27 protein-coding genes and 1 other annotated feature are annotated in these 26,738 nt (G+C 45.3%); of the genes, 19 read left to right on the top strand and 8 right to left on the bottom strand.

Annotated features, from left to right (window positions below; genetic code table 11):
• The first annotated feature begins 6 nt into the window (after nucleotides 1–6).
• The 3 genes from appB to G4O42_RS05680 all read left to right on the top strand — a co-directional run bounded on the left by appB (nucleotide 7) and on the right by G4O42_RS05680 (nucleotide 2,783).
• Nucleotides 7–957, top strand: coding sequence for an oligopeptide ABC transporter permease AppB (gene appB, locus G4O42_RS05670; protein ID WP_007610596.1), 951 nt, complete (start codon nucleotides 7–9; stop codon nucleotides 955–957).
• Nucleotides 958–971: 14 nt separating this feature from the next.
• Nucleotides 972–1,883: an oligopeptide ABC transporter permease gene (gene opp4C / locus G4O42_RS05675; RefSeq protein WP_007610598.1), complete on the top strand. Its 912-nt coding sequence runs from the start codon at nucleotides 972–974 to the stop codon at nucleotides 1,881–1,883.
• 147 nt (nucleotides 1,884–2,030) lie between these two features.
• A complete protein-coding gene (locus tag G4O42_RS05680; protein ID WP_007409116.1) occupies nucleotides 2,031–2,783 on the top strand; it encodes a YjbA family protein in 753 nt (250 codons plus the stop codon).
• A 33-nt stretch (nucleotides 2,784–2,816) separates the two neighbouring features.
• Here G4O42_RS05680 and trpS read toward each other — a convergent pair whose 3' ends face one another.
• Nucleotides 2,817–3,809 (bottom strand): tryptophan--tRNA ligase, encoded by a 993-nt coding sequence (trpS, locus tag G4O42_RS05685; RefSeq protein WP_032874453.1) that lies wholly within the window; start codon nucleotides 3,807–3,809, stop codon nucleotides 2,817–2,819.
• A 55-nt stretch (nucleotides 3,810–3,864) separates the two neighbouring features.
• Nucleotides 3,865–4,076, bottom strand: a binding site (T-box leader).
• Nucleotides 4,077–4,552: 476 nt separating this feature from the next.
• On the opposite strand from trpS, the gene G4O42_RS05690 reads away from it, so the two are divergent.
• From G4O42_RS05690 to spx, 8 genes are all read left to right on the top strand, one after another.
• The gene (locus G4O42_RS05690) at nucleotides 4,553–6,175 is read left to right on the top strand and encodes a peptide ABC transporter substrate-binding protein (protein ID WP_032874454.1); all 1,623 of its coding nucleotides are present in this window, start codon (nucleotides 4,553–4,555) and stop codon (nucleotides 6,173–6,175) included.
• Nucleotides 6,176–6,281: 106 nt separating this feature from the next.
• Entirely contained in the window at nucleotides 6,282–7,217 is a 936-nt protein-coding gene (locus G4O42_RS05695; RefSeq protein WP_014417417.1) for an ABC transporter permease, read from the top strand.
• 3 nt (nucleotides 7,218–7,220) lie between these two features.
• On the top strand, nucleotides 7,221–8,138 hold the full coding sequence (gene oppC, locus G4O42_RS05700; RefSeq protein ID WP_032874455.1) for an oligopeptide ABC transporter permease OppC: 918 nt from the start codon (nucleotides 7,221–7,223) through the stop codon (nucleotides 8,136–8,138).
• Nucleotides 8,139–8,150: 12 nt separating this feature from the next.
• Nucleotides 8,151–9,227: an ABC transporter ATP-binding protein gene (locus G4O42_RS05705; protein WP_003155039.1), complete on the top strand. Its 1,077-nt coding sequence runs from the start codon at nucleotides 8,151–8,153 to the stop codon at nucleotides 9,225–9,227.
• Nucleotides 9,220–10,137 (top strand): oligopeptide ABC transporter ATP-binding protein OppF, encoded by a 918-nt coding sequence (gene oppF, locus G4O42_RS05710; protein ID WP_017417453.1) that lies wholly within the window; start codon nucleotides 9,220–9,222, stop codon nucleotides 10,135–10,137. Before G4O42_RS05705 ends, oppF begins: the two co-directional genes overlap by 8 nt.
• Before the next feature lie 106 nt (nucleotides 10,138–10,243).
• The gene (locus G4O42_RS05715) at nucleotides 10,244–11,431 is read left to right on the top strand and encodes a putative glycoside hydrolase (protein ID WP_079891125.1); all 1,188 of its coding nucleotides are present in this window, start codon (nucleotides 10,244–10,246) and stop codon (nucleotides 11,429–11,431) included.
• A gap of 117 nt (nucleotides 11,432–11,548) precedes the next feature.
• Nucleotides 11,549–12,127 carry a GNAT family N-acetyltransferase gene (locus G4O42_RS05720; RefSeq protein WP_032874457.1) on the top strand — a complete coding sequence of 193 codons (579 nt, stop codon included), beginning with the start codon at nucleotides 11,549–11,551 and terminating at the stop codon, nucleotides 12,125–12,127.
• Nucleotides 12,128–12,305: 178 nt separating this feature from the next.
• Nucleotides 12,306–12,701, top strand: coding sequence for a transcriptional regulator Spx (spx, locus tag G4O42_RS05725; RefSeq protein WP_003155034.1), 396 nt, complete (start codon nucleotides 12,306–12,308; stop codon nucleotides 12,699–12,701).
• A gap of 56 nt (nucleotides 12,702–12,757) precedes the next feature.
• Here spx and G4O42_RS05730 read toward each other — a convergent pair whose 3' ends face one another.
• The gene (locus tag G4O42_RS05730; protein WP_032874459.1) at nucleotides 12,758–13,414 is read right to left on the bottom strand and encodes a TerC family protein; all 657 of its coding nucleotides are present in this window, start codon (nucleotides 13,412–13,414) and stop codon (nucleotides 12,758–12,760) included.
• 275 nt (nucleotides 13,415–13,689) lie between these two features.
• Here G4O42_RS05730 and mecA point away from each other — a divergent pair, with 275 nt between their 5' ends.
• The 3 genes from mecA (at nucleotide 13,690) to pepF (ending at nucleotide 17,714) form a co-directional block, all read left to right on the top strand.
• Nucleotides 13,690–14,346 (top strand): adaptor protein MecA, encoded by a 657-nt coding sequence (gene mecA, locus G4O42_RS05735; RefSeq protein ID WP_003155032.1) that lies wholly within the window; start codon nucleotides 13,690–13,692, stop codon nucleotides 14,344–14,346.
• A gap of 150 nt (nucleotides 14,347–14,496) precedes the next feature.
• The gene (locus G4O42_RS05740) at nucleotides 14,497–15,657 is read left to right on the top strand and encodes a competence protein CoiA family protein (RefSeq protein ID WP_032874460.1); all 1,161 of its coding nucleotides are present in this window, start codon (nucleotides 14,497–14,499) and stop codon (nucleotides 15,655–15,657) included.
• Between the two features lie 227 nt (nucleotides 15,658–15,884).
• Nucleotides 15,885–17,714, top strand: coding sequence for an oligoendopeptidase F (gene pepF, locus G4O42_RS05745; protein WP_087920792.1), 1,830 nt, complete (start codon nucleotides 15,885–15,887; stop codon nucleotides 17,712–17,714).
• Between the two features lie 37 nt (nucleotides 17,715–17,751).
• Here pepF and G4O42_RS05750 read toward each other — a convergent pair whose 3' ends face one another.
• From G4O42_RS05750 to G4O42_RS05770, 5 genes are all read right to left on the bottom strand, one after another.
• The gene (locus tag G4O42_RS05750) at nucleotides 17,752–17,919 is read right to left on the bottom strand and encodes a hypothetical protein (RefSeq protein WP_032874462.1); all 168 of its coding nucleotides are present in this window, start codon (nucleotides 17,917–17,919) and stop codon (nucleotides 17,752–17,754) included.
• 285 nt (nucleotides 17,920–18,204) lie between these two features.
• Nucleotides 18,205–19,107: a protease adaptor protein SpxH gene (gene spxH / locus G4O42_RS05755; protein WP_032874464.1), complete on the bottom strand. Its 903-nt coding sequence runs from the start codon at nucleotides 19,105–19,107 to the stop codon at nucleotides 18,205–18,207.
• Entirely contained in the window at nucleotides 19,104–19,502 is a 399-nt protein-coding gene (locus G4O42_RS05760; protein ID WP_032874466.1) for a globin domain-containing protein, read from the bottom strand. Before G4O42_RS05760 ends, spxH begins: the two co-directional genes overlap by 4 nt.
• A 228-nt stretch (nucleotides 19,503–19,730) precedes the next feature.
• Nucleotides 19,731–20,417, bottom strand: coding sequence for a lytic transglycosylase domain-containing protein (locus tag G4O42_RS05765; RefSeq protein WP_032874468.1), 687 nt, complete (start codon nucleotides 20,415–20,417; stop codon nucleotides 19,731–19,733).
• A gap of 4 nt (nucleotides 20,418–20,421) precedes the next feature.
• Nucleotides 20,422–20,994 carry a CYTH domain-containing protein gene (locus tag G4O42_RS05770; RefSeq protein ID WP_032874470.1) on the bottom strand — a complete coding sequence of 191 codons (573 nt, stop codon included), beginning with the start codon at nucleotides 20,992–20,994 and terminating at the stop codon, nucleotides 20,422–20,424.
• Between the two features lie 124 nt (nucleotides 20,995–21,118).
• Here G4O42_RS05770 and G4O42_RS05775 point away from each other — a divergent pair, with 124 nt between their 5' ends.
• From G4O42_RS05775 to G4O42_RS05790, 4 genes are read left to right on the top strand one after another with little or no spacing between them, the layout of a single operon-like run.
• The gene (locus G4O42_RS05775) at nucleotides 21,119–21,484 is read left to right on the top strand and encodes a UPF0738 family protein (protein WP_032874472.1); all 366 of its coding nucleotides are present in this window, start codon (nucleotides 21,119–21,121) and stop codon (nucleotides 21,482–21,484) included.
• A 27-nt stretch (nucleotides 21,485–21,511) separates the two neighbouring features.
• Nucleotides 21,512–22,147 carry a GTP diphosphokinase gene (gene yjbM / locus G4O42_RS05780; RefSeq protein ID WP_007610625.1) on the top strand — a complete coding sequence of 212 codons (636 nt, stop codon included), beginning with the start codon at nucleotides 21,512–21,514 and terminating at the stop codon, nucleotides 22,145–22,147.
• Between the two features lie 17 nt (nucleotides 22,148–22,164).
• Nucleotides 22,165–22,965: an NAD kinase gene (locus tag G4O42_RS05785; protein ID WP_003155018.1), complete on the top strand. Its 801-nt coding sequence runs from the start codon at nucleotides 22,165–22,167 to the stop codon at nucleotides 22,963–22,965.
• Nucleotides 22,966–22,979: 14 nt separating this feature from the next.
• A complete protein-coding gene (locus G4O42_RS05790; RefSeq protein WP_032874474.1) occupies nucleotides 22,980–23,873 on the top strand; it encodes an RluA family pseudouridine synthase in 894 nt (297 codons plus the stop codon).
• A 33-nt stretch (nucleotides 23,874–23,906) separates the two neighbouring features.
• Here the strand turns inward: G4O42_RS05790 and prpE are convergent, their stop codons facing one another.
• Complete coding sequence (prpE, locus tag G4O42_RS05795) at nucleotides 23,907–24,656, bottom strand: bis(5'-nucleosyl)-tetraphosphatase PrpE (RefSeq protein WP_007610630.1); 750 nt, start codon at nucleotides 24,654–24,656, stop codon at nucleotides 23,907–23,909.
• A gap of 234 nt (nucleotides 24,657–24,890) precedes the next feature.
• Between prpE and G4O42_RS05800 the strand changes: the two genes are divergently transcribed.
• Nucleotides 24,891–26,735: a monovalent cation:proton antiporter family protein gene (locus G4O42_RS05800; RefSeq protein WP_007610641.1), complete on the top strand. Its 1,845-nt coding sequence runs from the start codon at nucleotides 24,891–24,893 to the stop codon at nucleotides 26,733–26,735.
• Nucleotides 26,736–26,738 lie beyond the last annotated feature (3 nt).

Raw genomic sequence — 26,738 nt, forward strand, 5'->3', positions numbered from 1 at the left:
AAGTATATGGCTGCATATATTATCAGAAGAACCTTAATGTCTATCCCGATTTTATTGGGAATTACAATTTTATCATTTGTTATTATGAAAGCCGCGCCCGGAGATCCGATGACATTAATGATGGACCCGAAAATCAGCCAGGCTGACAGAGAGCAGTTTATTGAAAAATACGGTTTGAATGATCCTCAGTACGTTCAATATTTAAAGTGGCTCGGCAACATGGTGCAGGGCGATTTCGGAACGTCTATTGTCAGAAAAGGAACGCCTGTTTCAGAATTGATTATGGCCCGAATGCCCAATACGCTGCTGCTGATGCTCGTTTCAACGATTTTGGCTCTTATGATTTCTATTCCGTTTGGTGTCCTGTCGGCAAAGCGGCCTTATTCAAAGCTCGACTATGGCATTACGTTTACCTCATTTATAGGTCTGGCCATTCCAAACTTTTGGTTTGGATTAATTTTGATTATGATTTTATCAGTAAATCTCGGCTGGTTTCCGACCGGCGGTGTCGAGACGCTGAATGCCGATTTCAATATATTTGACCGGATTCATCATTTAATTCTGCCTGCATTCGTATTAGCTACAGCTGACATGGCCGGACTGACGAGATATACGAGATCCAATATGCTTGATGTATTAAATCAGGATTATATCCGTACAGCGAGAGCGAAAGGGTTCAAGGAAAACCGTGTATTATTTAAACATGGATTGAGAAATGCATTATTACCCGTCATTACAATTTTCGGTTTGATGATTCCCTCGTTTATCGGAGGATCTGTCGTTGTCGAACAAATTTTCACATGGCCGGGGTTAGGAAAGCTGTTTGTTGATTCAGCGTTTCAGCGTGATTATCCCGTCATTATGGCGATGACCGTCATTTCAGCTGTTCTTGTGGTCATTGGCAACCTTGTCGCTGATATTTTATACGCAGTGGTTGATCCGAGAATTGAATATTAAAAGGGGGGACATCGATGGCTGAGCTGAACACATCTCCGTCACCGGAGATCGGGCTGAAAGAAAATATTGCTGAGAAACCGGAAACCATGACAAAAATCTTTTGGGAAAAGTTTTCGAAAAATAAACTGGCGGTTGCAGGTGCTGTTATTCTGTTCGTGATTATTATGTCAGCGATTTTTGCACCGGTGATTGCTCCTTATTCTCAAGAGCAGCAAAGCCTGCTTGATAAATTTAAAGCGCCGGGTCTTGAACATTTGATGGGAACGGATAAATTCGGGCGTGACATCTTCAGCCGTGTTCTATACGGCGCGCGAATCTCTTTACTAGTCGGATTTGCCTCTGTTGTCGGCTCTATTTTTATCGGGACGATTTTAGGAGCGATAGCGGGTTATTTTAAAGGTTTCGCAGATGCTGTTATTATGCGGTTGGTGGATATAGTTCTTTCCATTCCTGATATTTTCTTATTGATTACGCTTGTTACAATCTTTAAGCCAGGCGTGGATAAATTAATTTTAATTTTCTGTCTGACAGGCTGGACGACAACCGCGCGTTTGGTCAGGGGAGAATTTTTATCCCTGCGATCGAGAGAATATGTATTAGCCGCTAAAACAATCGGAACAAAAACACATAAAATTATTTTTTCACATATCCTGCCCAATGCGCTGGGACCGATTATTGTGTCAGCCACTTTAAAAGTCGGATCGGTTATTCTGGCCGAATCGGCGCTAAGTTATCTCGGTTTCGGGATTCAGCCGCCGATCGCAAGCTGGGGCAATATGCTTCAGGATGCACAGAACTTTACGATTATGATTCAGGCTTGGTGGTACCCGTTATTTCCGGGATTGTTCATCCTTCTTACTGTATTGTGCTTTAACTTTGTCGGTGACGGGCTGCGTGATGCGCTTGATCCGAAAAATGTGAAATGATCTCCCGGACGGAACGGGAGATTTTTTTGTTGCAATGCAGTCGGAAATCCAGTTCCGTAATGCGGAAATCTCATATTGAAATGGAATAATTTATCTATCCCTTGCCTATACTGTGGACAACAGTTTTTATAAAGTGAGGGGTCGAATATGTTATTTCTTCATGATGTATGGGTCAATTGGTTTGAAGGGGAAGAAAACGGCTACAATGTGTGCCATTTTCACGAATGGCGGAAGGAAGACACGGTTGAGCTTTTGGATCAGACGCCGCTGCTCAGAGTGCCGTCGGTATTATTTCATTACATAGAAAACGACTTATCAGAGCTTCCGAAAGAGCTGCTAGACCAAGTCCATCAAAAGTCATACGTGCGAAAAAATCATGAGCGGACAAAGCTGGAGTACTGTTTTGTCGTGACAGACGGGATCGGCATCATTGCCGTGGATACGATCGGATATACCATTCCGGTCAGAAAGAGCCGCCTGATTCCGAGACAGGAGCAGCTTGTTTATGAAATGGTAAAGGATGTAGAACCGGAATCGTTTCAATTTGAGCCGGCGCAATTGGAGTCTTCAAAGGAATATCACATTTTGTCATTGGCGCCGGAGCACGTCAGAGGGCTGACGAGAAAAGAGCGGCAGATCAAGCAGCTGATGTTTATGGCGCTCGACCAGCTGAAAGGGCTGAAAAACCGTGCGGAAATTGTGTATTGGTACACGGAATGGAATCCGCATATGTATGAGCAGATCAAACGGATGAGCTTTGAAGAGATCTGGGACATGCTTTACAATGAAACAATTGAAGGCTGGTCAGATAAACATCTTGCGTTCTGTGAAAATTTGATTAAAGGGCAGCCGTTTTTCGAAAAGCTTTGGGAAATGGAGCAGGAATCAAAAGTGAACTAAAAAAAGAGGCGGGAGAATCCCCGCCTCTTTTCTTTATCTTCTTTTCCGTCCGAGACCCATGGCGTTTTCCATTTTCTTCACCATTTTGCCGGCCGTTTTGTTTGCGCGCGCCGCTCCTTCGTCGAGAATGCGGTCAAGCTCGTCGCTCTCAATTAATTCACGGTAGCGCTCTTGGATCGGTGTCAATGCGCCGATAACGACTTCGGCTAAATCGCTTTTGAATTCACCGTACCCTTTGCCCTCATATTCAGCTTCTAATTCTTCAATTGATGTGTTTCCTAAAATAGAATAGATCGTCAAAAGATTAGAAACGCCCGGTTTGTTTTCTTTATCATACTTTACAATGCCTTCAGAATCAGTCACGGCGCTCTTGATTTTCTTCTCGAGCTGCTTCGGCTCATCAAGCAGCGTGATAAATGCCTTTTGGTTCGCATCTGATTTGCTCATTTTTTTGAGAGGATCAGCCAGTGACATGATGCGCGCGCCTGATTCAGGAATTTTCACCTCAGGAATCGTGAAGATGTCATTGTATTTTTTATTAAAGCGTTCCGCCAGGTTGCGGGTCAGTTCAAGATGCTGTTTTTGGTCTTCTCCGACCGGAACAAGATCCGTTCCGTACAGTAAAATATCGCCGGCCATCAGCGGCGGATAGGTTAACAGGCCTGAAACGACGGCTTCTTTGCCCTTTGACTTATCCTTAAATTGCGTCATCCGCTCAAGCTCGCCGATATATGCGACGCATTGGAGCATCCACCCCGCCTGGGCATGAGCGGGAACCTCCGACTGGATAAAGAGGGTCGCTTTCTCAGGATCAAGTCCGACGGCCACGTAAAGAGCCGCGAGATTGCGGATGTTCTTCCGCAGTTCAAGCCGATCCTGCGGAACCGTAATCGCATGCTGATCGACAATGCAGAAGTAGCCGTTGTAGTCATGCTGCAAATCGACAAATTGTTTCATTGCGCCGATGTAGTTGCCGAGGGTAACGGAACCGCTCGGCTGAATGCCTGAAAAAATCGTTTTCTTCATAGTTCTTACCTCATTTCTTAAAACATAATAAAAAAAGCCCATTCTTCCCGTAGAAAAAAGGGACGAATGAACCGTGGTGCCACCCTGATTATTCCATTACAATGGAATCGCTCGAGACGTTGGTAACGGAGGCTGCTCCGGCTGGGCCTACTAACGTTCGGTCAGCTGCTCAGAAGTCCATTCCACATTGCCCGTTACCTGCTCCCAGCACCGCAGACTCTCTTCAAACGGATGAAAATGTGTACTATTCTTCATCATCGCAATCACAACAAATGTATTTGATTGATCTATTATAAATCAATTATAGCCAAATGTCATCAGAGGAATACAAGCTTATTTCCAGTTTGCTTAAGGGATGGAAATCCTCAAAAAGAACTGAAAATGCTTAAATGATAACGTATATCAACATTTCGTATAACGAATATTATATGTAAAAAGCAATATGAACTGGAAATTGCAATAAAAAAATTTAGTTAGGTCATGCTTTAAACTATAGAAGTGTATCACCTTTTTGACAGAAAAACTGACCAAATTTAAATATTTTAAATTGAGAAAATAGTATTGCAATAAATTATTCATTTCATTATAATGAACTTGTTCACTCTATTGTTACAGCTTCTTTACATAAAATAATCAGAAAAGACGGAACACAATTAAAGTTTAGAAAAATATTAAGTTATTTTGTCTGATATTTCTGAGTATTTAGTAGTAAAGGCTGAAAAATTTGATTAGGGGGTTAGTGCATGAAAAAGCGTTGGTCTATTGTAGGTTTGATGCTTATCTTTTCGCTTGTATTAAGTGCGTGCGGCGGATTCAGCGGCGGATCAGGCGACACCAAAGGACAGACTTCACTTAATATCAATATTAAAACCGAGCCGTTCTCACTGCATCCGGGTTTAGCGAATGATTCCGTTTCAGGAGGCGTAATCCGACAGACTTTTGAAGGATTGACACGCGTAAACTCCAAAGGTGAGCCTGAAGAAGGAATGGCATCTAAAATTGAAACAAGCAAAGACGGAAAGACCTATACATTTACGATTCGTGACGGTGCGAAATGGTCTAACGGCGACCCTGTGACGGCGCAGGATTTTGAATACGCGTGGAAATGGGCGCTTGACCCGAACAACGAATCACAATACGCTTATCAGCTCTACTACATCAAAGGCGCTGAAGCTGCCAATACAGGAAAAGGCAAGATTGATGATGTAGGCGTAAAAGCCGTAAATGACAAAACATTAAAGGTTGAACTGAATAACCCGACACCTTATTTCACCCAATTAACTTCATTCTATACGTATATGCCGGTCAACAAGAAAATTGCGGAAAAACATAAAAACTGGAACACAAACGCGGGCGAGAATTATGTGTCAAACGGCCCATTCAAAATGACGGCCTGGAAACACAGCGGTTCCATCACGCTCGAAAAGAACGATCAATATTGGGATAAAGACGCTGTGAAATTGAAGAAAATCAACATGGTGATGATTAACAATAACAACACCGAACTGAAAAAATTCCAGGCCGGTGAGCTTGACTGGGCAGGAATGCCGCTCGGCCAGCTTCCGACTGAATCTCTGCCGACATTGAAAAAAGACGGATCTCTTCACGTTGAACCGATCGCAGGCGTGTATTGGTACAAATTCAACACAGAAGAGAAACCGCTGAACAATGTCAACATCCGTAAAGCCCTTGCTTATGCGATCGACCGCTCGTCCATCGTGAAAAATGTAACGCAGGGCGAACAAATCCCGGCTATGGCTGCGGTGCCGCCGTCAATGAAGGGATTCAAGGATAACACAAAAGGTTATTTCAAAGACAATGACGTCAAATCAGCTAAAGAATTCTTAAATAAAGGACTGAAGGAATTAGGCGTTAAGAATGCCTCTGACCTTCCGGCGATCAAACTGTCCTTTAATACAGATGACGCGCATGCGAAAATCGCGCAGGCCGTACAGGAAATGTGGAAAAAGAACTTGGGCGTCAAAGTTGAGCTTGATAACTCCGAATGGAATGTTTACATCGACAAGCTGCACAGCCAGAACTACCAAATCGCGCGTATGGGCTGGCTCGGCGATTTCAACGATCCGATCAACTTCCTTGAATTGTTCCGTGATAAAGAAGGCGGAAACAATGATACCGGATGGGAAGATCCTGAGTTTAAAAAGCTGCTGAACCAATCTCAGCTTGAAACGGATCCGGATAAACGTATCGAAGAGCTGAAAAAAGCAGAAAAGATCTTTATTGACGCAATGCCGGTCGCCCCAGTTTATTTCTATACGGATCCTTGGGTGCAGGATAAAAACCTCAAAAATGTGATCTTGACAGGAACAGGCGAAGTTTACTTCAGAAACGCTTCTTTTGAATAAAAGACGGTTCTGAAAACAAAAGGCCCAAGGTATATGGGGAGGATGTCCCCATATACCTTTCTTACTGATTAAGTATAAAATTGTAAAAAACATGGAGGTGTTCACCTTGCTGAAATATATCGGTAAACGATTCATTTACATGATCATCACATTGTTTGTGATTGTGACCGCCACATTCTTCTTAATGCAGGCAGCGCCGGGCGGACCATTTTCCGGCGAAAGAAAGCTGCCGCCTGAAATTGAGGCAAACTTAAACGAACACTATGGCCTGGACAAGCCTCTTTTCGTTCAATATGCCAGCTACTTAAAATCTGTGGCGATGTGGGACTTCGGACCTTCTTTTAAATATAAAGGCCAAAGTGTTAATGATTTAATCAATTCAGGCTTCCCCGTCTCATTCACTCTCGGTGCAGAAGCTATTCTCCTCGCTTTAGCGTTCGGTGTGCTTTTCGGGGTGCTTGCTGCCCTGTACCATAATAAATGGCAGGATTATACCATTGCGATTTTAACGATCTTTGGGATCTCAGTTCCGAGCTTTATATTGGCGACGATTTTGCAATATATTTTCTCAATTAAATTAGAACTGTTCCCGGTCGCAGGGTGGGAATCCTGGGCATACACCTTTCTGCCCTCTATTGCGCTCGCTTCCATGCCGATGGCGTTCATTGCCAGACTCTCCCGTTCAAGCATGATTGAAGTGTTAAACAGCGATTACATACGGACTGCAAAAGCTAAAGGACTTTCCCGTCCGTCAGTCACCGTGCGCCATGCGCTGCGAAACGCGCTTTTGCCGGTCGTGACATATATGGGGCCGATGGCGGCATCCATTTTAACGGGAAGTTTCATCATTGAATCCATTTTCGGAATTCCCGGTTTAGGCGCGCATTTTGTAAACAGCATTACAAACCGTGATTATACGGTCATTATGGGAGTTACCGTGTTCTTCAGCGTGCTCCTGCTTTTATGCGTATTAATTGTAGACGTGCTGTACGGATTAATCGATCCGAGAATCAAGCTTTCCAAAGCAAAGAAAGGAGCCTAGACCATGCAGAACATTCCTAAAAATATGTTTGAACCAGCTTCAGCTAATGCCGGCGATGCCGAAAAAATAAATAAAAAAAGCCTTTCCCTCTGGAAAGACGCCATGCTCCGCTTCCGCAGCAATAAGCTTGCGATGGTCGGGCTCGTACTGATCGTTCTTATTATTCTGATGGCGATTTTAGCGCCTTTCTTTTCAAGGTATGATTATGCCACTACCAATCTATTAAATGCGGATAAAGCACCGTCGAAAGATCATTGGTTCGGCACCGATGACCTTGGAAGGGATATATTCGTCCGGACATGGGTGGGCGCGCGGATTTCCATCTTTATCGGAGTCGCAGCTGCCGTGCTTGATTTATTAATCGGCGTAATCTGGGGCAGCATTTCCGGATTCCGCGGCGGACGCACAGATGAAGTGATGATGCGCATCGCCGACATTCTGTGGGCTGTTCCTTCATTATTAATGGTTATTTTGCTGATGGTTGTCCTGCCGAAAGGATTGCTCACCATTATCGTCGCCATGACAATCACGGGCTGGATCAATATGGCGAGAATCGTCCGCGGACAGGTGCTGCAATTAAAGAATCAGGAGTATGTGCTTGCTTCACAGACACTCGGCGCCAAAACCGGCCGGCTTTTGTTTAAGCATATCGTCCCGAACGCGATGGGCTCTATCCTCGTAACGATGACACTGACGGTTCCGACGGCGATTTTTACAGAAGCGTTTTTAAGTTATTTGGGCCTCGGCGTACCTGCGCCGCTTGCGAGCTGGGGAACGATGGCCTCAGACGGATTGCCTGCATTAACCTATTACCCTTGGCGTCTGTTCTTCCCTGCCGGCTTTATCTGCCTGGCGATGTTCGGCTTTAACGTTGTCGGCGACGGGTTAAGAGACGCGCTGGATCCTAAGTTACGCAAATAAGGAGTGATATGAGTGACACGTTTGCTAGAAGTAAAAGACTTAGCCATTTCATTTAAAACATACGGCGGAGAGGTACAGGCAATCCGCGGCGTGAATTTCCATTTGAATAAAGGAGAGACGCTGGCGATCGTGGGGGAGTCGGGTTCCGGAAAAAGTGTGACCTCCCAAGCGATTATGAAGCTGATTCCGATGCCGCCGGGCTACTTTAAAAGAGGACAGATTCTTTTTGACGGACGCGATATCGTGCCGATGTCTGAAAAAGAAATGCAGGCCATCAGAGGAAAGGACATCGGAATGATTTTCCAAGACCCGATGACCTCTCTGAACCCGACGATGAGAGTCGGCAAACAAATTACGGAAGTGCTTTTCAAACATGAAAAAATCTCAAGTGAAGCGGCGAAAAAGCGCGCCATAGAGCTGCTTGATCTCGTCGGGATTCCGATGCCCGAAAAACGGATCGGCCAATTCCCCCATGAATTTTCAGGCGGGATGAGACAGCGTGTCGTCATCGCGATGGCGCTTGCGGCAAATCCGAAACTGTTAATTGCCGATGAACCGACAACAGCGCTTGATGTGACGATTCAGGCACAGATCCTTGAGCTGATGAAAGATCTGCAAAAGAAAATTGATACGTCTATCATTTTTATCACGCATGATCTTGGCGTTGTCGCCAATGTCGCCGACCGGGTCGCCGTCATGTACGCAGGTCAGGTCGTCGAATCGGGCACGGTGGATGAAATCTTTTATGATCCGCGCCATCCGTATACGTGGGGGCTGCTTGCCTCAATGCCTAGCCTGGACAGCACCGATCAGGAAAAACTGACGGCCATCCCGGGCACGCCGCCTGATCTGACGAATCCTCCGAAAGGGGATGCATTTGCGCTCCGCAGCTCATATGCGATGAAAATTGACTTTGAACAGGAACCGCCGATGTATAAAGTGTCTGATACGCATTTTGTGAAATCGTGGCTTCTGCATCCTGATGCGCCTAAGGTCGAGCCCCCTGAAGCGGTGAAGGCTAAAATCCGTCAGCTTCCGAATACGTATCAGCATCCTGTTTTAATGAAGGAAGGTGAAAAAAATGACTGAGAAACTTCTCGAAATCAAACATTTAAAACAGCATTTTTTCACGCAGAAAGGAACGGTAAAAGCCGTAGATGATTTGTCATTTGATATTTATAAAGGCGAAACGCTCGGCCTTGTCGGAGAATCGGGCTGCGGTAAATCAACGACGGGCCGCAGTATTATCCGGCTGTATGAGGCAACCGGCGGGGAAGTTCTCTTTAACGGGGAAAATGTCCACGGGAAAAAATCCCGCAAGAAGCTGCTGGAATTTAACCGGAAAATGCAGATGATTTTCCAGGATCCGTACGCATCTTTAAATCCGAGAATGACAGTCGCCGACATTATTGCCGAGGGAATAGATATTCACCGCCTGGCAAAAACGAAAAAAGAGCGGATGCAGCGGGTTCACGAACTGCTGGAAACGGTCGGTTTAAATAAAGAGCACGCCAACCGCTACCCGCATGAATTTTCGGGCGGACAGCGCCAGCGTATCGGAATCGCCAGAGCGCTGGCGGTTGATCCGGAGTTTATCATCGCGGACGAACCGATTTCGGCGCTTGATGTCTCCATTCAGGCGCAAGTCGTCAATTTAATGAAAGAATTGCAGAAAGAAAAAGGGCTCACTTACCTGTTTATCGCCCATGATTTATCAATGGTCAAATACATCAGCGACCGCATCGGCGTCATGTATTTCGGAAAATTGGTGGAGCTTGCGCCGGCGGATGAGCTTTACGAAAACCCGCTTCATCCATATACGAAATCATTGCTGTCCGCTATCCCGCTTCCTGATCCGGACTATGAAAGAAATCGCATGCGAAAGAAATACGATCCGGCAGTTCATCAGCTCCAGGAAGGAGAAAAAATGGAATTCAGAGAAGTGAAACCGGGACATTTTGTCATGTGCACAGAAGCTGAATTTAAAACCTATCTATAAAAGTATCATCCTCCAAGACTCAGTCTTGGAGGATTTTTTTGCGCACATTCAAGTTTATTAAGCCTGCTCCCGTTTTTCTATAATGGAAAAAAAGGGGGAGATCAGTATGAAAACCATTTTGTGCGCCATTTGTGCGGGACTGTTTATCAGTGCAGCCGCTTATCCGGCCCACGCCGCTGCGAAAGAGGAGCAGCCGCTTGTAAAAATAGCGCTGGCTGAAAAAGAACTGCCGAAATCAAATGCACGGTTCGCTTATCCGTCAGGGCTGCATTTTTCACATCCTGATAAGGTGCGGGGCATTTACGTCACAGGGCATTCAGCGGGAGGAAGCAAATTCGGGGAGCTGACAGACTTTGTGGACAAAACGGAACTCAATACAATGGTGATTGATGTCAAGGATGACAACGGAAACCTCACCTTTAAGCCGGACGGCCATTCTGAGTATGCCGAAATCGCCAAGCCGTACATCAAAGACCCAAAAAAGATGATGAAAAAGCTGGAGGAAAAAAAGATCTATCCGATTGCGCGTATTGTCGTATTTAAAGACAGCGAACTCGCGAACAAAAAGCCGGAGTGGTCCTTTAAAGAAAAAAACGGAAGTGTCTGGAAAAACGGCCGCGGCGAATCGTTCGTCAATCCGTTTATGAAAGAAGTATGGGATTACAATGTAAAGATTGCAAAACAAGCCGTAAAGATGGGTTTTCAAGAAATTCAGTTTGATTATGTCCGTTTTCCTGAAGGATTTGAAAAACGTGATGACGAACTGACATACGGTCACGGCGATTACGGGAAAACAGCAGACAGCAATGTGCAAAAACGCGTTCATGCCGTCACCGATTTTGTCGGTTATGCGAAGAAAAAACTCAAGCCGTACGGCGCGGATGTGTCGGTTGATATTTTCGGCTATTCAGCCACGCTGCCGGAAGCGCCTGGGATCGGCCAGAATTTCAGCAAAATTTCAGAACAGGTCGATGTCATTTCATCCATGATTTATCCGAGCCATTGGACAAGCTATTTCGGCATTGATAAACCGGATCTTGAGCCTTACAAAGTCGTCAAAGAATACGCGAAGGTGGAAAATAAAAAACTGTCTAAGCTGAAACACCCGCCTGTATCGCGTCCGTGGCTTCAGGACTTCACGGCATCATATCTCGGCAGCGGAAATTATCAAAAGTACGGGAAACGCCAGGTGGAAGACCAGGTTAAAGCGCTGCATGATGAAGGAATTGACGAATTTTTATTATGGGACGCGGCAAACCGTTATACCAAAAACGTCGATTACACACCATTTTAAAAAAATTGAAACCATGTTAAAGGATCACACGTCTTAATAGATGTAAGATTGTTTAAACAATCGGAAATGGGGTATATCTAAAAGTGTGAAGACAACGAACCCATAAGGAGCAAATGAATGAACTGGTACGAAAAGCTGAGTGAATATTTTCCGATTGAAGAAATGAAATCAAAATCGCATATGGAGGCTCTGTTAAAGGAGCAAAGCGATGTTTATCATAAAGAAGAGGGGCAGTACCACGTGCTGATGTATGCGGAATTTGACTCTTTCATCTTTATTGATTACCTGTTTGTGTCAAAGAAATCCAGAGGACAAGGCCTCGGAAGCAAGCTGATCGGCAGGCTGAAAAAGAAAAACAAGCCGATTCTGCTTGAGGTGGAGCCTGTTGACGAGGATGACACGGATACACAGAAACGCTTGCGTTTTTATCAAAGAGAGCATTTCAAGCATGCGCAGTCAATCGGGTATCGGCGCCGGTCATTGGCTACGAATGAAGTGAACAAAATGGAGATTCTGTACTGGTCACCTAAGACGGAATCAGAAGAAGAAATGTTTGAAGCAATGAAACAGACATATGAAAACATTCACACTTATAAAGATGAAAAATGGTACGGAGAATCATACGAAAAAACGGATGAAGTTCTCAAAGTCATTGATGAGAAAAAACGAAAAAACATTTTCGATCAGCTGAGCTAATTGAGAATGGGGAAACATCCGCCAGCCGTAAATTTGCCGGATTGACACATTTTTTTCTCAGGAGACTGTTCACACTTACTTTTTTATAGTATAATACCTATAAAGATTCCTTTTTTAAAGTCATTTCAATTTGAGAATACAAACATGTTCATCCTACTAATTAGAGGAGTGAAGATTAATGGTTACATTATACACATCACCTAGCTGTACGTCATGCAGAAAAGCAAGAGCTTGGCTTGAAGAGCACGAGATTCCGTTTGTAGAGAGAAACATTTTCTCCGAGCCGTTATCAATTGATGAGATCAAGCAGATTCTGCGTATGACTGAAGACGGTACGGATGAAATTATCTCTACCCGTTCTAAAGTATTCCAGAAACTGAACGTAAATGTTGAATCTATGCCGCTTCAAGACTTATATACTTTAATCAATGAGCATCCGGGACTGCTCCGCCGTCCGATCATCATTGATGAAAAACGTCTGCAAGTCGGCTATAACGAAGATGAAATCAGACGATTCCTGCCAAGAAAAGTGCGTTCTTTCCAATTAAGAGAAGCACAGCGTCTTGCCAACTGATATAAGCTTACGATAAGCATGGAAAAAGCCCAAAACCATCGCGGTTTGGGCTTTTTTTATTTTTCAGTCTGCTGGTAAATCATACTGGCGAGGATAACAAATACGACGGTCAAAATCGGCAGCATCATTTGTATAATGCCGTGTTCAGCCATGAAAAATGACAGCTTGCTGTCTCTGGCAATCATTTCACCGCCGGTAAATGCGAGAAGACCGCTCCCGGCATACATCAATAAAGGCATTTTTTCCATGGCGGCATGAACGAGCTTGCTGCCCCAAATGATAATCGGCACCGAGATGAAGAGACCGATCACTACAAGTGTCAGCTCACCGTGAGAAGCGCCGGCTACTGCGATGACGTTGTCAAGCGACATAAAGATATCAGCCAGAACGATTGTGCGGATGGCTTTCCAAAGAGAAGAACTGCTTTTCACATGCTGCGCATCTTTCTTCTCAATCAGAAGCTGATAGCCGAGATACAATAAAAATACCCCGCCTGCGCATTGCAAAAAAGGAACATTCAATAAATAGACCGCAGCGCTCGTCAGAACGATTCTCAAGATGACTGCGATAAATGTTCCGAAGATGATCGCTTGCTGTCTTTGTTTATGGGCCAGATTCCGGCTGGCCATCGCGATGACGACGGCATTGTCACCGCCGAGAATAAGGTCAATCCCGATAATAAGCAGAAGGGACAGCAGGTAATCGTGCGGCATGGTAACACCTCGCTTATAGATCGATTGCTTGTACAGCTAATATATGAAGCAGTGCGCTATTTATGATGGGAACCGGGAGAAAGCCTGTTTTTCGCTGTGAAAATGCTTTTTTATTTCTTTTATAACTGTTTTATCATAAAATAGAAATATAAAGAATTTGCGCTGTCTTCTATAAGGTTAAGATGTGGACGGAATGGGTAAAGTGTAGTAAAGTACTATTCATCGGGAGCTTAGATGTCCCTTCAACATCTTATAAAGAAGGGAAGGTTGGCAAAATGGAAATAGAAAGAATTAATGAGCATACTGTAAAATTTTATATGTCTTATGGTGATATTGAAGATCGCGGTTTTGACAGAGAAGAAATCTGGTACAATCGCGAGCGCAGTGAAGAACTGTTCTGGGAAGTCATGGATGAAGTGCATGATGAAGAGGAATTCGCTGTCGAGGGTCCTCTTTGGATTCAGGTTCAGGCATTGGACAAAGGACTGGAAATAATCGTAACAAAAGCCCAGCTTTCCAAGGACGGACAAAAACTCGAACTGCCGATCCCGGAAGATAAAAAACAAGAGCCGGCAGATGAAAATCTCGATGCTTTACTTGATGATTTCCAGAAAGAAGAGCAGGCCGAGAGCCGGGAAGATAAGGAGCAAAAGCTTCAGTTCACTTTGCGGTTCGATGATTTTGAGGATCTCATCTCGCTATCAAAATTGAATCTTAACGGAATTAAAACGACCCTGTATTCGTTTGAAGACCGATATTATTTATATGCAGATTTTTATGAGCAAACTGATGAAGAGGTTGAAAATCAGCTAAGCATCCTGTTGGAGTACGCGCACGAATCATCAGTCAGCATTCACCGTCTTGAAGAATACGGCAAATTGGTGATCGCTGATCATGCGTTATATACAATAAAGAAACACTTTGCATCATAACAAACCGATTTCTCTCAGCAGAAATCGGTTTTTTTTGTTCTGAATGACAGGATGAACGGCTGAAAACCGTATAACGGCTCTCATCCGCAAACAGGATTATATCTTCTTCCTGCTGAATACAACAAGATTCAGGAAAGGAGAAGATGCAACATGTTCAGTGCTGTGACTGCCGATGGACGGCTCATTCAGCTGGCCGGAAGCTATTCAAAGGAAAAAGCGGCGGAGCTGAGAAAGAAACGCTGGTTCTGCCCCGTTTGCAAAAGTGAGCTTGATATCAAACTGGGACGGGAGAAACTGCCGCACTTCGCTCATAAAAAAAGCAGGCTGTGTCCCGGGGAATCCGAACCTGAAAGCGAATACCATCTTGAAGGAAAAAGACAGCTTTTTCTCTGGCTAAAGACACAAGGGTGCAGTGTCAGCCTGGAACCGTATCTGACTTCCGCGGGACAGCGGCCTGACTTGACGGCAGAAAGCGGAGACGAGAGGCTGGCTTTTGAATTTCAATGTGCGAACCTTTCGGCGGACTCTTTAAAGAGCCGGACGGCAGGCCTGAAAAACGCCGGGTACCGGCCGGTCTGGATCATCGGGGCAAAACGGTTAAAACGGATGGCCGCGCAATTTTTCCGGCTTTCTGCTTTTCACTGGCAGTTCTTTGAAGTCAATTCATTTTCCTCCTTACTGTTTTACTGCCCCGACGCCCGCTCCTTTTACAGGCTGCATTCCATCACTCCATTTTACACCGGCTATTCTTATGCCGGCTTAACCACAATCCCTCTTCACAAAGCAAACCTGAAAGACATTTGTCATCCGGAAGGGCGGCACAGCGTCAGACTTCCCTCGTGGGGACGTGCCGTAGCCGGCTTCCGCAACAAAAGCGGGCGGTTTTTATCAGAAGATGCCGATCTTATCCGGCGTCTTTTTTACGAAAGACATCAGGTTGCATTTCCATTTCTCCCATCTGAAGTGTTTATTCCCGTTTCAGCGGGCTTTGTGTTTGCAAGTCCTGTTTTTGTGTGGCAGGGCCATTTATACTTACGGCTTGCGGAACTTTCTAAAAAAGGCGCGCCGATCCGATTATCCGGCATGGTTCATGATTTACGGCAAAAAATCAGGCATAAGGAGATCCGGATGCGGTATGGTTCACAAGATAGCCTTATCAGAATGGCGGTAAAACAATATGCTGATTTCTTATGCTTGCAGGATTTTTTAAGGGAAATTGAGAATGAAGTATATATGCCCTCATCTCAACGGAAGCTCCCTCAAACGGCAGAAGAGCTGCGCCGGCGGGATCTGCTCTTTTTTGGGGAATGAGAATGCTTCATTTCGTTCACCCTAACGTCAAGGTGGTGGCGAATGTGAGGGGCGTACAAGCATTTTGTTTTCGTTTTTTCACTGTATTATTGGTATGCTCGGTCTTATATGCCGCATATGATTTGACAAAAGGCAGTGAAAAGCCGGAAGATAATCACAACACAAGTTTTTGGAGAAACAATCGTTTTTTCAATTGGCTTGAAGTAAAGAAAACGAGGGGGATCACCATGACTGAGGAAAATAAAGCAGCACAGCTGCCTGACAGAAGTGATGTAAAGGCAGAGCATACATGGAGACTAGAGGATATTTTTCCTAGTGATGAGGCCTGGAATAAAGAATTTCAAGCAGTTAAAGAATTAATTCCGAATTTATCTTCTTTTAAAGGCACGCTTGCTCATTCGGCTGATAATTTATACGCTGCGCTTACGGCACAGGATGAAGTGACGAACCGCCTTGGGAAACTTTATGCATACGCGCATATGCGCTCAGACCAGGATACGGGAAATTCTTTCTACCAAGGGCTGAACGATAAAGCCGCAAGCCTGTATTCTCAGGCTGCCAGCGCGACTGCTTACATTGAACCGGAAATTCTGGCGATTCAGGAGGACAAGCTGCACCAGTTTATTCTGGAAAAAGAGGAGCTTAAGCTTTACTCCCATGCAATTGAAGAAATTACAAAACAGCGTCCGCACGTGCTGAGCGAACAAGAAGAGGCCCTGCTTGCGGAAGCCTCAGAAGCGCTGTCGTCGCCTTCCAATACATTCAGCGTTTTAAATAACGCCGATATTACGTTTCCGTCGATTAAAGATGAAAACGGCAAGGAAACTCAAATCACACACGGCAACTTTATTAATTTCCTGGAAAGCAGCAATCGTGAAGTCCGTAAAAACGCATTTGAAGCCGTATATAAAACATACGGACAGTATAAAAACACGATGGCGACTACACTCAGCGGCACTGTGAAAAAAGATAATTTTTACGCCCGTGTGAAAAAGTTTAAATCAGCACGGGAAGCGGCTTTATCCAATAACAGCATCCCTGAAGAAGTTTACGATAACCTTATTAAAACGATCAATAAACATCTTCCGTTATTACACCGTTACATTGACCTGCGGAAAAAGGTTCTCGGCCTTGATGAAGTCCATATTTATGACCTTTACACACCGCTTGTAAAAGATTCGGGAATGAAGGTCACATATGAGGAAGCGAAAGATTATATGCTCAAAGGACTTGCTCCGCTGGGCGAGGAATACGCGTCTATTTTAAAAGAAGGACTTGAAAACCGCTGGGTCGATGTATACGAAAACAAAGGAAAACGCAGCGGTGCTTATTCGTCCGGTACATACGGCACGAATCCGTACATCTTGATGAACTGGCATGATAATGTCAATAATCTGTTTACGCTCGTTCACGAGTTCGGCCATTCCGTGCACAGCTACTATACGAGAAAATATCAGCCGTATCCGTACGGTAACTACAGCATTTTTGTCGCTGAAGTCGCTTCAACGACTAATGAAGCGCTGCTCGGTGAATATATGCTGAACAGCTTAAAGGATGAAAAACAGCGTCTGTACCTGCTCAACCACATGCTTGAAGGATTCAGAGGCACAGTGTTCAGACAGACGATGTTCGCTGAATTTGAGCATCTGATTCATACGAAAGCGCAGGAAGGCGAGCCGCTAACGCCTGAACTGCTGAACGAACTTTATTATGATCTGAATAAAAAGTATTTCGGTGACAACATGGTGATTGATAAAGAAATCAGTCTGGAATGGTCAAGAATTCCGCATTTCTATTACAATTATTATGTGTATCAATATGCGACAGGCTACAGTGCGGCCCAAGCGCTGAGCAGCCAGATCTTAAAAGAAGGCAAGCCTGCGGTGGAGCGCTATACCGAATTCTTAAAAGCGGGAAGCTCGGAATATCCGATCGACATACTGAAAAAAGCGGGAGTCGATATGACATCGCCTGAACCGATCGAGGCGGCCTGCAAAATGTTTGAAGAGAAACTGAACGAAATGGAAGAGCTTCTTTCGAAAGTGAACCCTTCGTAATTCAAAAAAGCCTGTGCATAAGTTGCGCAGGCTTTTTCTAAAACCCTTTAAACGTTTTTCTGTGATTCAGCCGGTACAAGGCAAACAATATGGACAGAAACAGCAGGGGAGATGTAATGTAAATCGGCAGCATGTGCATCATGGCCAGCAGATTTAAAAAGAAGAAAAACACAATCATTCCGATGATCAATACGGTGAGGAGCATTGATTTCCCTCCTTGTTTTTCATTGATATATTCTATGAAAACAAGCAGTCAGTTATGTTTTGTGACAAAAATATGAACATTAATCTTATGGCTTGTCAAAACTCGACAAGATTTGATATGATAAGGATGTGAAATTGATCACAAACAAACATTACCCCTTTGTTTGACCGTGAAAAATTTCTCCCATCCCCTTTGTTGTCGTTAAGACATATGAAACCGCGCTTATCCCGGCGCGGTTTCTTTATTTGCACAAAAAAAGCCGGCTCCGTAAGGAATCAGCTTTTTTTAATGATCACAACAGGTGACATCCTCCTGGGTGCCGGAAAGAGACTTCCAAAACAGACCGTGCTTTGCTTCCACTCTGGCGACCTTTTTCGCGAATGCCAGTTTTTTCATTTCTTTTTCAACTTCTTCTAGACTCAAATCATAAACGAGTGCGATTTCTTTCGATGCGACAAACCGGAAATATTCAATGAAACATTCCAAAGGCGGCGTTTCAGAAGGCTTCGGTTCATCCCCGAGCATTTCGAATAAGATCTCTTCGTACACGTCATAAGAATAGTTGCCGGGAACCTTCAGCCCTTCATCATCATGCAGGCTGTTAAAGAACGTCAATGTCGGGTTGACGGTGACATCCATTTCCGCCGCGATTTTCATATCGCACTGAAGCGCTTTTACCGCGCTTTGCGAATGGAGGTCGCGCTTGAATTCTTCAACATCTAATTTCGTCTTTTCGGCAATTTCTAAAAGAACGTCTTCATCCGTAATATTCTGCTTGGAAACAAACAGGCTTTCCTGCATGCTGCGGAGAAACAGAATGCCCGCTTTTCTTCCCTGCAGTTCGGCCGCTTTTAAAGCGAGTGCGGCAAGGTAGGGCGATGAAAGAGGCTGATCTTGCTCAAGCCAAAGGCTTCCGTCACAGGGCATCCCGGAACGGTTCGCAATTTTTTCCCAAGCTTCGGCAAGAAGGTGTTTTTTCCGCTTTTGCTTATTCAGCGATGTAATGCTCGCGGAAACAATGATCCGCAGCGTAAAAAAACGTCCGTATTTGATTTTTAATTTTTTTATGGCGGGCTCCAGCGACCAGCATTCAGGACATAAAGGGTCGACAAACATGTAAATTTCGAGCGGTTTTTTTGGATGTCCGTGGCAATGGGCGAAGTATTGCTCATGCTGATAATTCGTCAATATGATCGATCCTCCGCTTCTGCCTGGTTTACCATATGCCTGGCCGTTAGTTCCAGACGCCCGTACAGAAATTCACGAATATCGCCCTCCAGCCCGACATCATCCATCGCTTTGCTCATACAGCTTAGCCACGCATCAGCCCTCTCGTCCGTAATCGGAAAGGGGAGATGCCTTGCCCTGAGCATGGGGTGTCCGTGCTCTTCAGTATAAAGAGGAGGTCCGCCCAAATACTGGGTTAAAAATTGCTTTTGTTTTCTGGCCGTTTCAGTCAAATCACTTGGAAATATCGGCTTCAGCAAGGGATGAGACGAGACACGCTCATAAAAAGTATCAACAAGTTGCGATAGAAGTTCCTCTCCAATCGCTTCATATGGTGCGTTAAACGATTGTCCCATGTTGACTACTCCTTTATATGGCTAATAGGAATCATAATTCCCATTGCGAATTTATCTTTCAGTTTTACTATCTTCAGTTACTGTATATTTTAGCAATAACATTTTATTTCTACAAACAAAGTGCCTTTCTGTCAGGCGCTTGTATTTCATATCATATCACATCGCCTTCATTCATGTGTAAGATTTCACTCCGCAAAAAAACCAGAGGGCGAAGGAAGCCTCTCTGGTTTACGCGTAATACTGTTTGGTTATGTTTTTAACATATTGCTGTGTTTCCTTAAACGGCGGAATGCCTCCGTACCGATCTACGTTGCCGGGGCCTGCGTTGTAGGCGGCTAACGCCAGAGATACATTTCCGTCGTATTTCGTGAGCATCTGCTTTAAGTACTTTGTGCCGCCCTCAGCGTTCTGGACGGGATCAAGCGGGTTTGACACCCCGAGTGATTCTGCCGTGGAAGGCATGAGCTGCATCAGTCCCATTGCCCCCGCACCGCTGACCGCTTTCGGATTAAAGCCTGATTCCTGTTTAATAACCGCGCGGATCAGCTTTTCGTCCACTCCGTATTTTTCGGCCGCTTTCTGAATAGCGCTGTCTATTGAAAAGTTTCCGGTGCTGATATCAGATGCCGCATCCGGAGACTTTATGCCCGGGGAAGCGGTCTGTGAAGCAGCCGCGGAGCCGGATGAAACGGGAATTCTCGGTGAATATGAAGCGTGAGCGGTCCGCACACCGTTTAAAATTCCTGATTCCGGCTGCTGCCGGACGGCTGTGTCCGTATACTGGCTGAGAAGCGCGCTGAAATTGGCAAGCGGGCTTTCTGAAGATTGTCCGCCTGAAGCTGTGCTTGTATGAGAGATTGATTGCAGCGCCACTGATTGCAACTGGAGAAGGGCCGCCCAATTCGTTATATTCACTGTGTCATTCCACCTTTTTTTGTTTCTGTTCATAAAAACGCTGGATTTTATTTTTCGTGATCCGCTCTGGGATGCCGAATTGCTTGAGCAATTGTTCAAACGCCCGTTTTCCTTCATCCCAGTCAGCAGCTTCGAATTCCAATTCAAAGTCTTCTTTCTCTAAATATCGGCTGTGATCTAAAATGATTAAGCCTTTTTCTGATTCTTTTTCCGCGCGTGCGGTCGACAGCGTCCCGAAATAGCAAATGTGTTCTGAATTGATTCCGAGACCTTCCAGCTGACGTTTGACGGAGCCTTCCGGAATCTTGAAGACGTCAAGATCAGGTGCCGCAAGCTCTTGGTGGGTTTCCAGCAGACCGACCGCGGCAGGCTCTTTTAACGTCAGAACGAACGCGCCGTCTTTTTCTCGGATGCGGAGTGCTGATTTTTTTTGTTTCAGGGAAAAATCTTTCGTGTCGAAATAATGATTGACCTGCTGTTTAAAATCATGTTCTTTCATGCAGAGTGCTTCACTCAGCTTCAGAAATTCTGATTTTGTCAGCAGGTTTTTGAATTCAATTTCTATTTCTTGGGTCATGACAGTCTTCCTTTCAGGACGAAAAATTGTATAATTCCCATTATCTCTTTAGAGGTTACGTTTATCAATATCGACCTTGATATGATAAAATAAATGCTGTACTTTGTTAAAAAAGGAGAACATTATGCAAAAGAGAATTGAAATCCAAAATGCATCATTAACAGAAGACGCGCTCCGCTTGAAGTGCGGAGAGGACTTAAGCGGAGCGGAACGCAAAGCCTCAGGTCAAATGCTTGTTGATTCCGATCACTTTGCTTTTGTATACATACTTGAATCAGCTGACTCTTTTGAATATGTCATTATAAAAGAACATATCTGGCCGGATCTGAAAAAAGCCTTAGACCAAAGAAAACCGGCGGTCCTTGAGGCCGGCGGAAAAATGGTTGAACTTTCAGGGCTGCATGAAGAACTCGATTATCTTCTTGAAAATATTAAAGATAATGCAAACTACGGAGATATGGAAGAAAAAGTGAAAAGCGTATTTCTTTAGAACAGGTTCGGAATTGGGGGATGTACGATGGATGACAAACAATGGGAGCAATTTCTAGCGCCATACCGCCAGGCTGTTGAAGAATTAAAGGTGAAGCTGAAAGGCGTCAGAACCCTTTATGAGTATGAAGATGACCACTCACCGATTGAGTTTGTGACAGGCCGCGTGAAGCCGGTGGCGAGCATACTTGAAAAAGCGAGACGAAAAAGCATACCGCTTCATCAGATTGAAACGATGCAGGATATCGCGGGGCTGCGTATTATGTGCCAATTTGTCGATGATATCCAGATCGTCAAAAATATGCTGTTTGCCAGAAAAGATTTTACCGTTGTCGATAAGCGGGATTACATAGCAGAGCATAAGGAAAGCGGATATCGGTCTTACCACCTTGTCGTTTTATATCCTTTACAAACAACGTCCGGAGAAAAGCACGTTCTTGTGGAAATACAGATTCGGACGCTTGCCATGAACTTTTGGGCAACCATTGAGCATTCACTGAATTACAAATACAGCGGGAACATTCCCGAAAAAGTAAAGCTGAGGCTGCAGCGGGCCTCAGAAGCCGCATCACGGCTCGATGAAGAAATGTCAGAAATCCGCGGAGAAATCCAGGAAGCCCAAGCCGCGTTCTCGCGAAAGAAAAAAGCGGGAGACCACCAGTAGGAAAGGAGGGGAATGGCATGAAATTTGCCGTTTCTTCAAAAGGAGACGAGGTTTCAGATACACTGAAAAGCAAAATACAGGCGTATTTACTCGATTTTGATATGACCTTGGATGAAAAAGAGCCGGAAATCGTTATTTCCGTCGGCGGTGACGGAACGCTTCTTTACGCATTTCACAGGTACAGCGACCGTCTTGATAAAACGGCGTTTGTCGGAGTTCACACGGGGCATTTGGGTTTTTATGCCGATTGGGTTCCGCAGGAGATAGAAAAGCTCGTTCTGGCCATTGCCAAAACGCCGTATCATACCGTGGAGTATCCCCTTCTTGAGGTGATTGTCACTTATCATGATGAAGAGCGTGAGGAGCGGTATCTGGCTTTGAACGAATGTACGATCAAAAGCATAGAAGGCAGTCTCGTCGCTGACGTGGAAATTAAAGGCCAGCTGTTTGAAACGTTCAGGGGAGACGGTTTATGTCTGTCCACACCTTCCGGAAGCACGGCTTATAATAAGGCGTTAGGCGGCGCAATCATCCACCCTTCCATCAGGGCGATTCAGCTTGCGGAAATGGCATCCATCAACAACAGAGTGTTCAGGACTGTCGGCTCGCCGCTTTTGCTTCCCGATCATCATAACTGTGTCATCAAACCGAGAAACGACGTCGACTTTCAAGTCACAATTGATCATTTAACCTTGCTGCATAAGGATGTGAAGTCCATTCTATGCCGTGTGGCAAATGAAAAAGTCAGATTTGCAAGATTCCGTCCTTTTCCGTTTTGGAAAAGGGTGCAGGATTCCTTTATCGGAAAAGGCGAATAGAAAGAGGAAACGGATTGGACAACTTTTTTATCCAAAAGAACATGACTGCCCGGGAAGCTGGCATGACGGTAAAAGAATATACGGCGCAGCTCGGCATTTCAAAGCGGCTTCTCGCTGACATTAAATTCGGCGGGGGAGACCTGCTTGTGAACGGAGAGCATGTAACCGTCCGCACCGTGTTAACGGACGGAGATGTGCTTAAGATTGAATTTCCGAAGGAGCATGTGAGTGAAACGCTTTTGCCTGAGCCGGTTCCGCTTGATATTCTTTATGAAGATGACCATGTGCTTGTGGTCAATAAACAGCCGTATGTCTCCTCAATTCCATCAAGAGAACACCCGTCGGAAAGCATCGCTAACGGAGTGATCAGCCACTACCGAAAAAGCGGCGTACAATCAACGGTTCATCTTGTCACCCGCCTTGACAGGGATACATCGGGGGCGATGCTCATCGCCAAACATCGGCTTTCCCATTCTCTTTTGTCGGCAGCGCAGAAGAAGGGGCTTGTCAGCAGGCGGTATCTCGCTGTCGTACACGGGATCATGATGCAGAAGGAAGGAACGGTGGACGCGCCCATCGGAAGAAAACACGACAGTATTATTGAGCGGATGGTAACGCCGGAGGGACAACGAGCGGTGACGCATTTTCAAACGGAAAAATCGGGACATGCGTTTACGCTTGCAGCCCTGCGGCTGGAAACGGGGCGGACGCATCAAATCCGGGTGCACATGAGCTACCTCGGCCATCCTTTAGTCGGTGATACATTGTACGGCGGAAAAAATGAGGGAATTGCGCGGCAGGCTCTTCACAGTGAGCGGCTTTCATTCGTACACCCCATGACCGGAGAAACGCTCGTTTTTCACGCTCCGGTGCCTGACGATATGAAAACATTAATTGAACACATGTAAAGCCCGAACCGTTTACCGGTTTCGGGCTTTTTTTCATGCCTCCCTGCCGTGATCCTCGCGAAATCGTGAAGCATCATAGGGCATTGAGCTTTCCACAGAGACGGTTTCATGCTCCGGAAAGCGAAAGCCTGTCAGTTGATTGCCGAAGACGCATCCTGTATCAATGTTGATTGTACGGTTGACGATCCGGGGGCGTTTTACCGGGGTATGGCCGTAAACAATCCATGCCTTGCCTTCATAAGCGGCGGCCCAGTCTCTTCTGACGGGCCTGCCGTCGGGATACGTTTCACCCGTGATATCGCCGTACAGAACAAATTCTTTTACCTTACGCGAGTATTTACCGATATCGTCAGCTTTTATGCCGGCGTGGGCGACAATGAGATCGCCATTATGTAAAATGTCATAAAGCGGTGCTGACTCATATAATCGGATAAATTGTCTGGAGACTTCCGTTCTGTCGGCGGGAGACAGCTCTTTCAGTTCGGCTGCCGTCGTTTCCAGTCCGTGCATCACTTTTACGGGGTTTCCTTTTAAGTAACGATACAGTTTGTTGCAATGATTTCCCGGGACATAACGGACGGCTCCTTTTTCATATGCTTTTGCCACAAAACGCATCACTTCTACGGATTTTGGGCCTCTGTCCGTTAAATCCCCCGCAAAGACAAGCGTCCTGCCTTCAGAATGAACGGGCGTTCCGTCTTTGACTTCATATCCGAGCTTTTGCATTAACGCGATCATTTCGTCATAACATCCGTGTATATCGCTGATGATGTCATAAGCCATTCGTGTCAGCCTCCTTATTAACGGTTTTTTATTTTTATTTATTATGGGGCTAATTCCTATACCTAATTACGGTGTTTTTGCACAAATTAAAAAAAGAATTAAAGAAATAAAGCCTTATCACTTTTTTTTCGCGTTCAGCCTTGTTAGAATATGCGTTATGTTTTTAAAAAAAAGTAAGGTTTCGCCCGCTTTAAGCGGGCTTTTATAACCCTTGTTTTAAGGAGGTATTTACGAATGGAACACACATCAGTCGCATCTTTAGTCGTCGTTCTGATCGTCGCTTTTTTGACGCCGCTCCTTTTACATCGGTTTAAGCTCAGCATCCCCGTCGTCGTCGCGGAGATCATCATGGGGCTTATTATCGGAAAAAGCGGCCTGAATCTTGTCGTTCAGGGAGATACGTGGCTGGAGACGCTGTCTGTTCTCGGCTTTATCTTTTTAATGTTTTTAAGCGGCTTGGAAATTGATTTTTCTTCATTTGAGAAAGGGAAGAAAAAACAATTCCTTCCGAATGGCAAGGAAGCGCCCAACACGTTTTCTGCCGCACTGATTATCTTTTTCGGCATCTTTATTTTATCATTGCTGCTGTCCTATGCCTTTGTATTAGCTGGTTTTATACAAAACGCATTTTTAATGACGCTTATTATTTCGACGATATCACTCGGTGTGGTGGTCCCGACTTTAAAGGAAGAACGGATCATGAACTCCAATATCGGCCAGATCATCCTGCTTGTCGCCGTTATCGCGGACTTGGCTACGATGATTCTGCTCGCTTTCTTCTCTTCTCTTTACGGAGAAGACAGCGGAAATATGTGGCTTCTGTTGATTCTCTTTGCCGCGGGGGTCGTGCTGTATTTCTTCGGCAGGATCTTTAAACACCGTTCATTTGTGCAGTCGATGTCCAAAGGCACCGTGCAGATCGGGACGAGAGCCATTTTCACACTGATTATCGTGCTTGTCGCTTTATCGGAATCTCTCGGGGCGGAAAATATTCTCGGCGCGTTTTTGGCAGGCGTTCTGGTATCGCTTCTGTCTCCGAATAAAGAAATGGTGGAACAGCTGGATTCATTCGGCTACGGGTTTTTAATTCCGATCTTTTTCGTCATGGTCGGGGTGAAATTGGACATTTGGACGCTTTTCCAAGATCCGAAAACATTAACGATGATTCCGCTGCTTCTGCTTGCGCTGTTTATCAGCAAAATGTTCCCGGTGTTTTATTTAAAGAAATGGTATGACAAAAGAACCGTGTTTGCTTCGGGCTTTTTGCTGACGTCCACGCTGTCGCTTGTTATCGCGGCGGCTACGATCGGAGAAAGGCTCCACATTATCAGCGCCAATATGTCCGGCGCGCTGACTTTAGTTGCGGTTATTGCCAGCATCATCACGCCGATCGGCTTTAAGAAATTATACAAACGGCAAAGTGCGCCGCAGGAAAAAAAGCGCATTACATTTATCGGGGCCAACCAAATGACGCTTCCGGTTACGCTGGAATTGCCTGAAGAGGAATATGAAGTACGGGTCGTCCATGTGTATCAGGAAAATGCCGGGGAAACGCTTGCGGAATCCGTTTTTTCGGTTGACACGATTTCTGATTACGAGCCCGGCACGCTTGAGTCGCACGGTATTTTCAAAACGGATATTCTTGTCGTGGCGACGGGAAATGAAGATGTGAACGCCGAAATCGCCTTAATAGCGAAAGAGAAAGGGACTGAGCGTATCATCGCAAGCGTCGGCTCGGTTGAGCATGAAACAAAACTGAAAGAAGAGGGCATCAGTATTTTTTCTATCCTTCTGTCTACAAAGACGCTCTTGCGCGCATTAATTGAGGCGCCGGGCGTGATGAGCCTCCTGACGAATGAGGAGTCTTCGTTATATCAGATCAATCTGGAAAACCCGGCGTATAACGGCATCATTCTGCGGGAATTTCCGCTGATGGGCGATGTGATTTTCGTCCGGATATTCAGAGGTGTGGACAGCATCGTTCCGCACGGAGACACGCGGCTGAAAACAGGAGACCGTCTCATCGTCACGGGCTCGCGCAACTACGTGTCGGAACTGAGAAAAATTCTTGAAGCTTGACCA

Source organism: Bacillus sp. LUNF1 (assembly GCF_011008975.1).
Classification (GTDB): Bacteria; Bacillota; Bacilli; order Bacillales; family Bacillaceae; genus Bacillus; species Bacillus velezensis.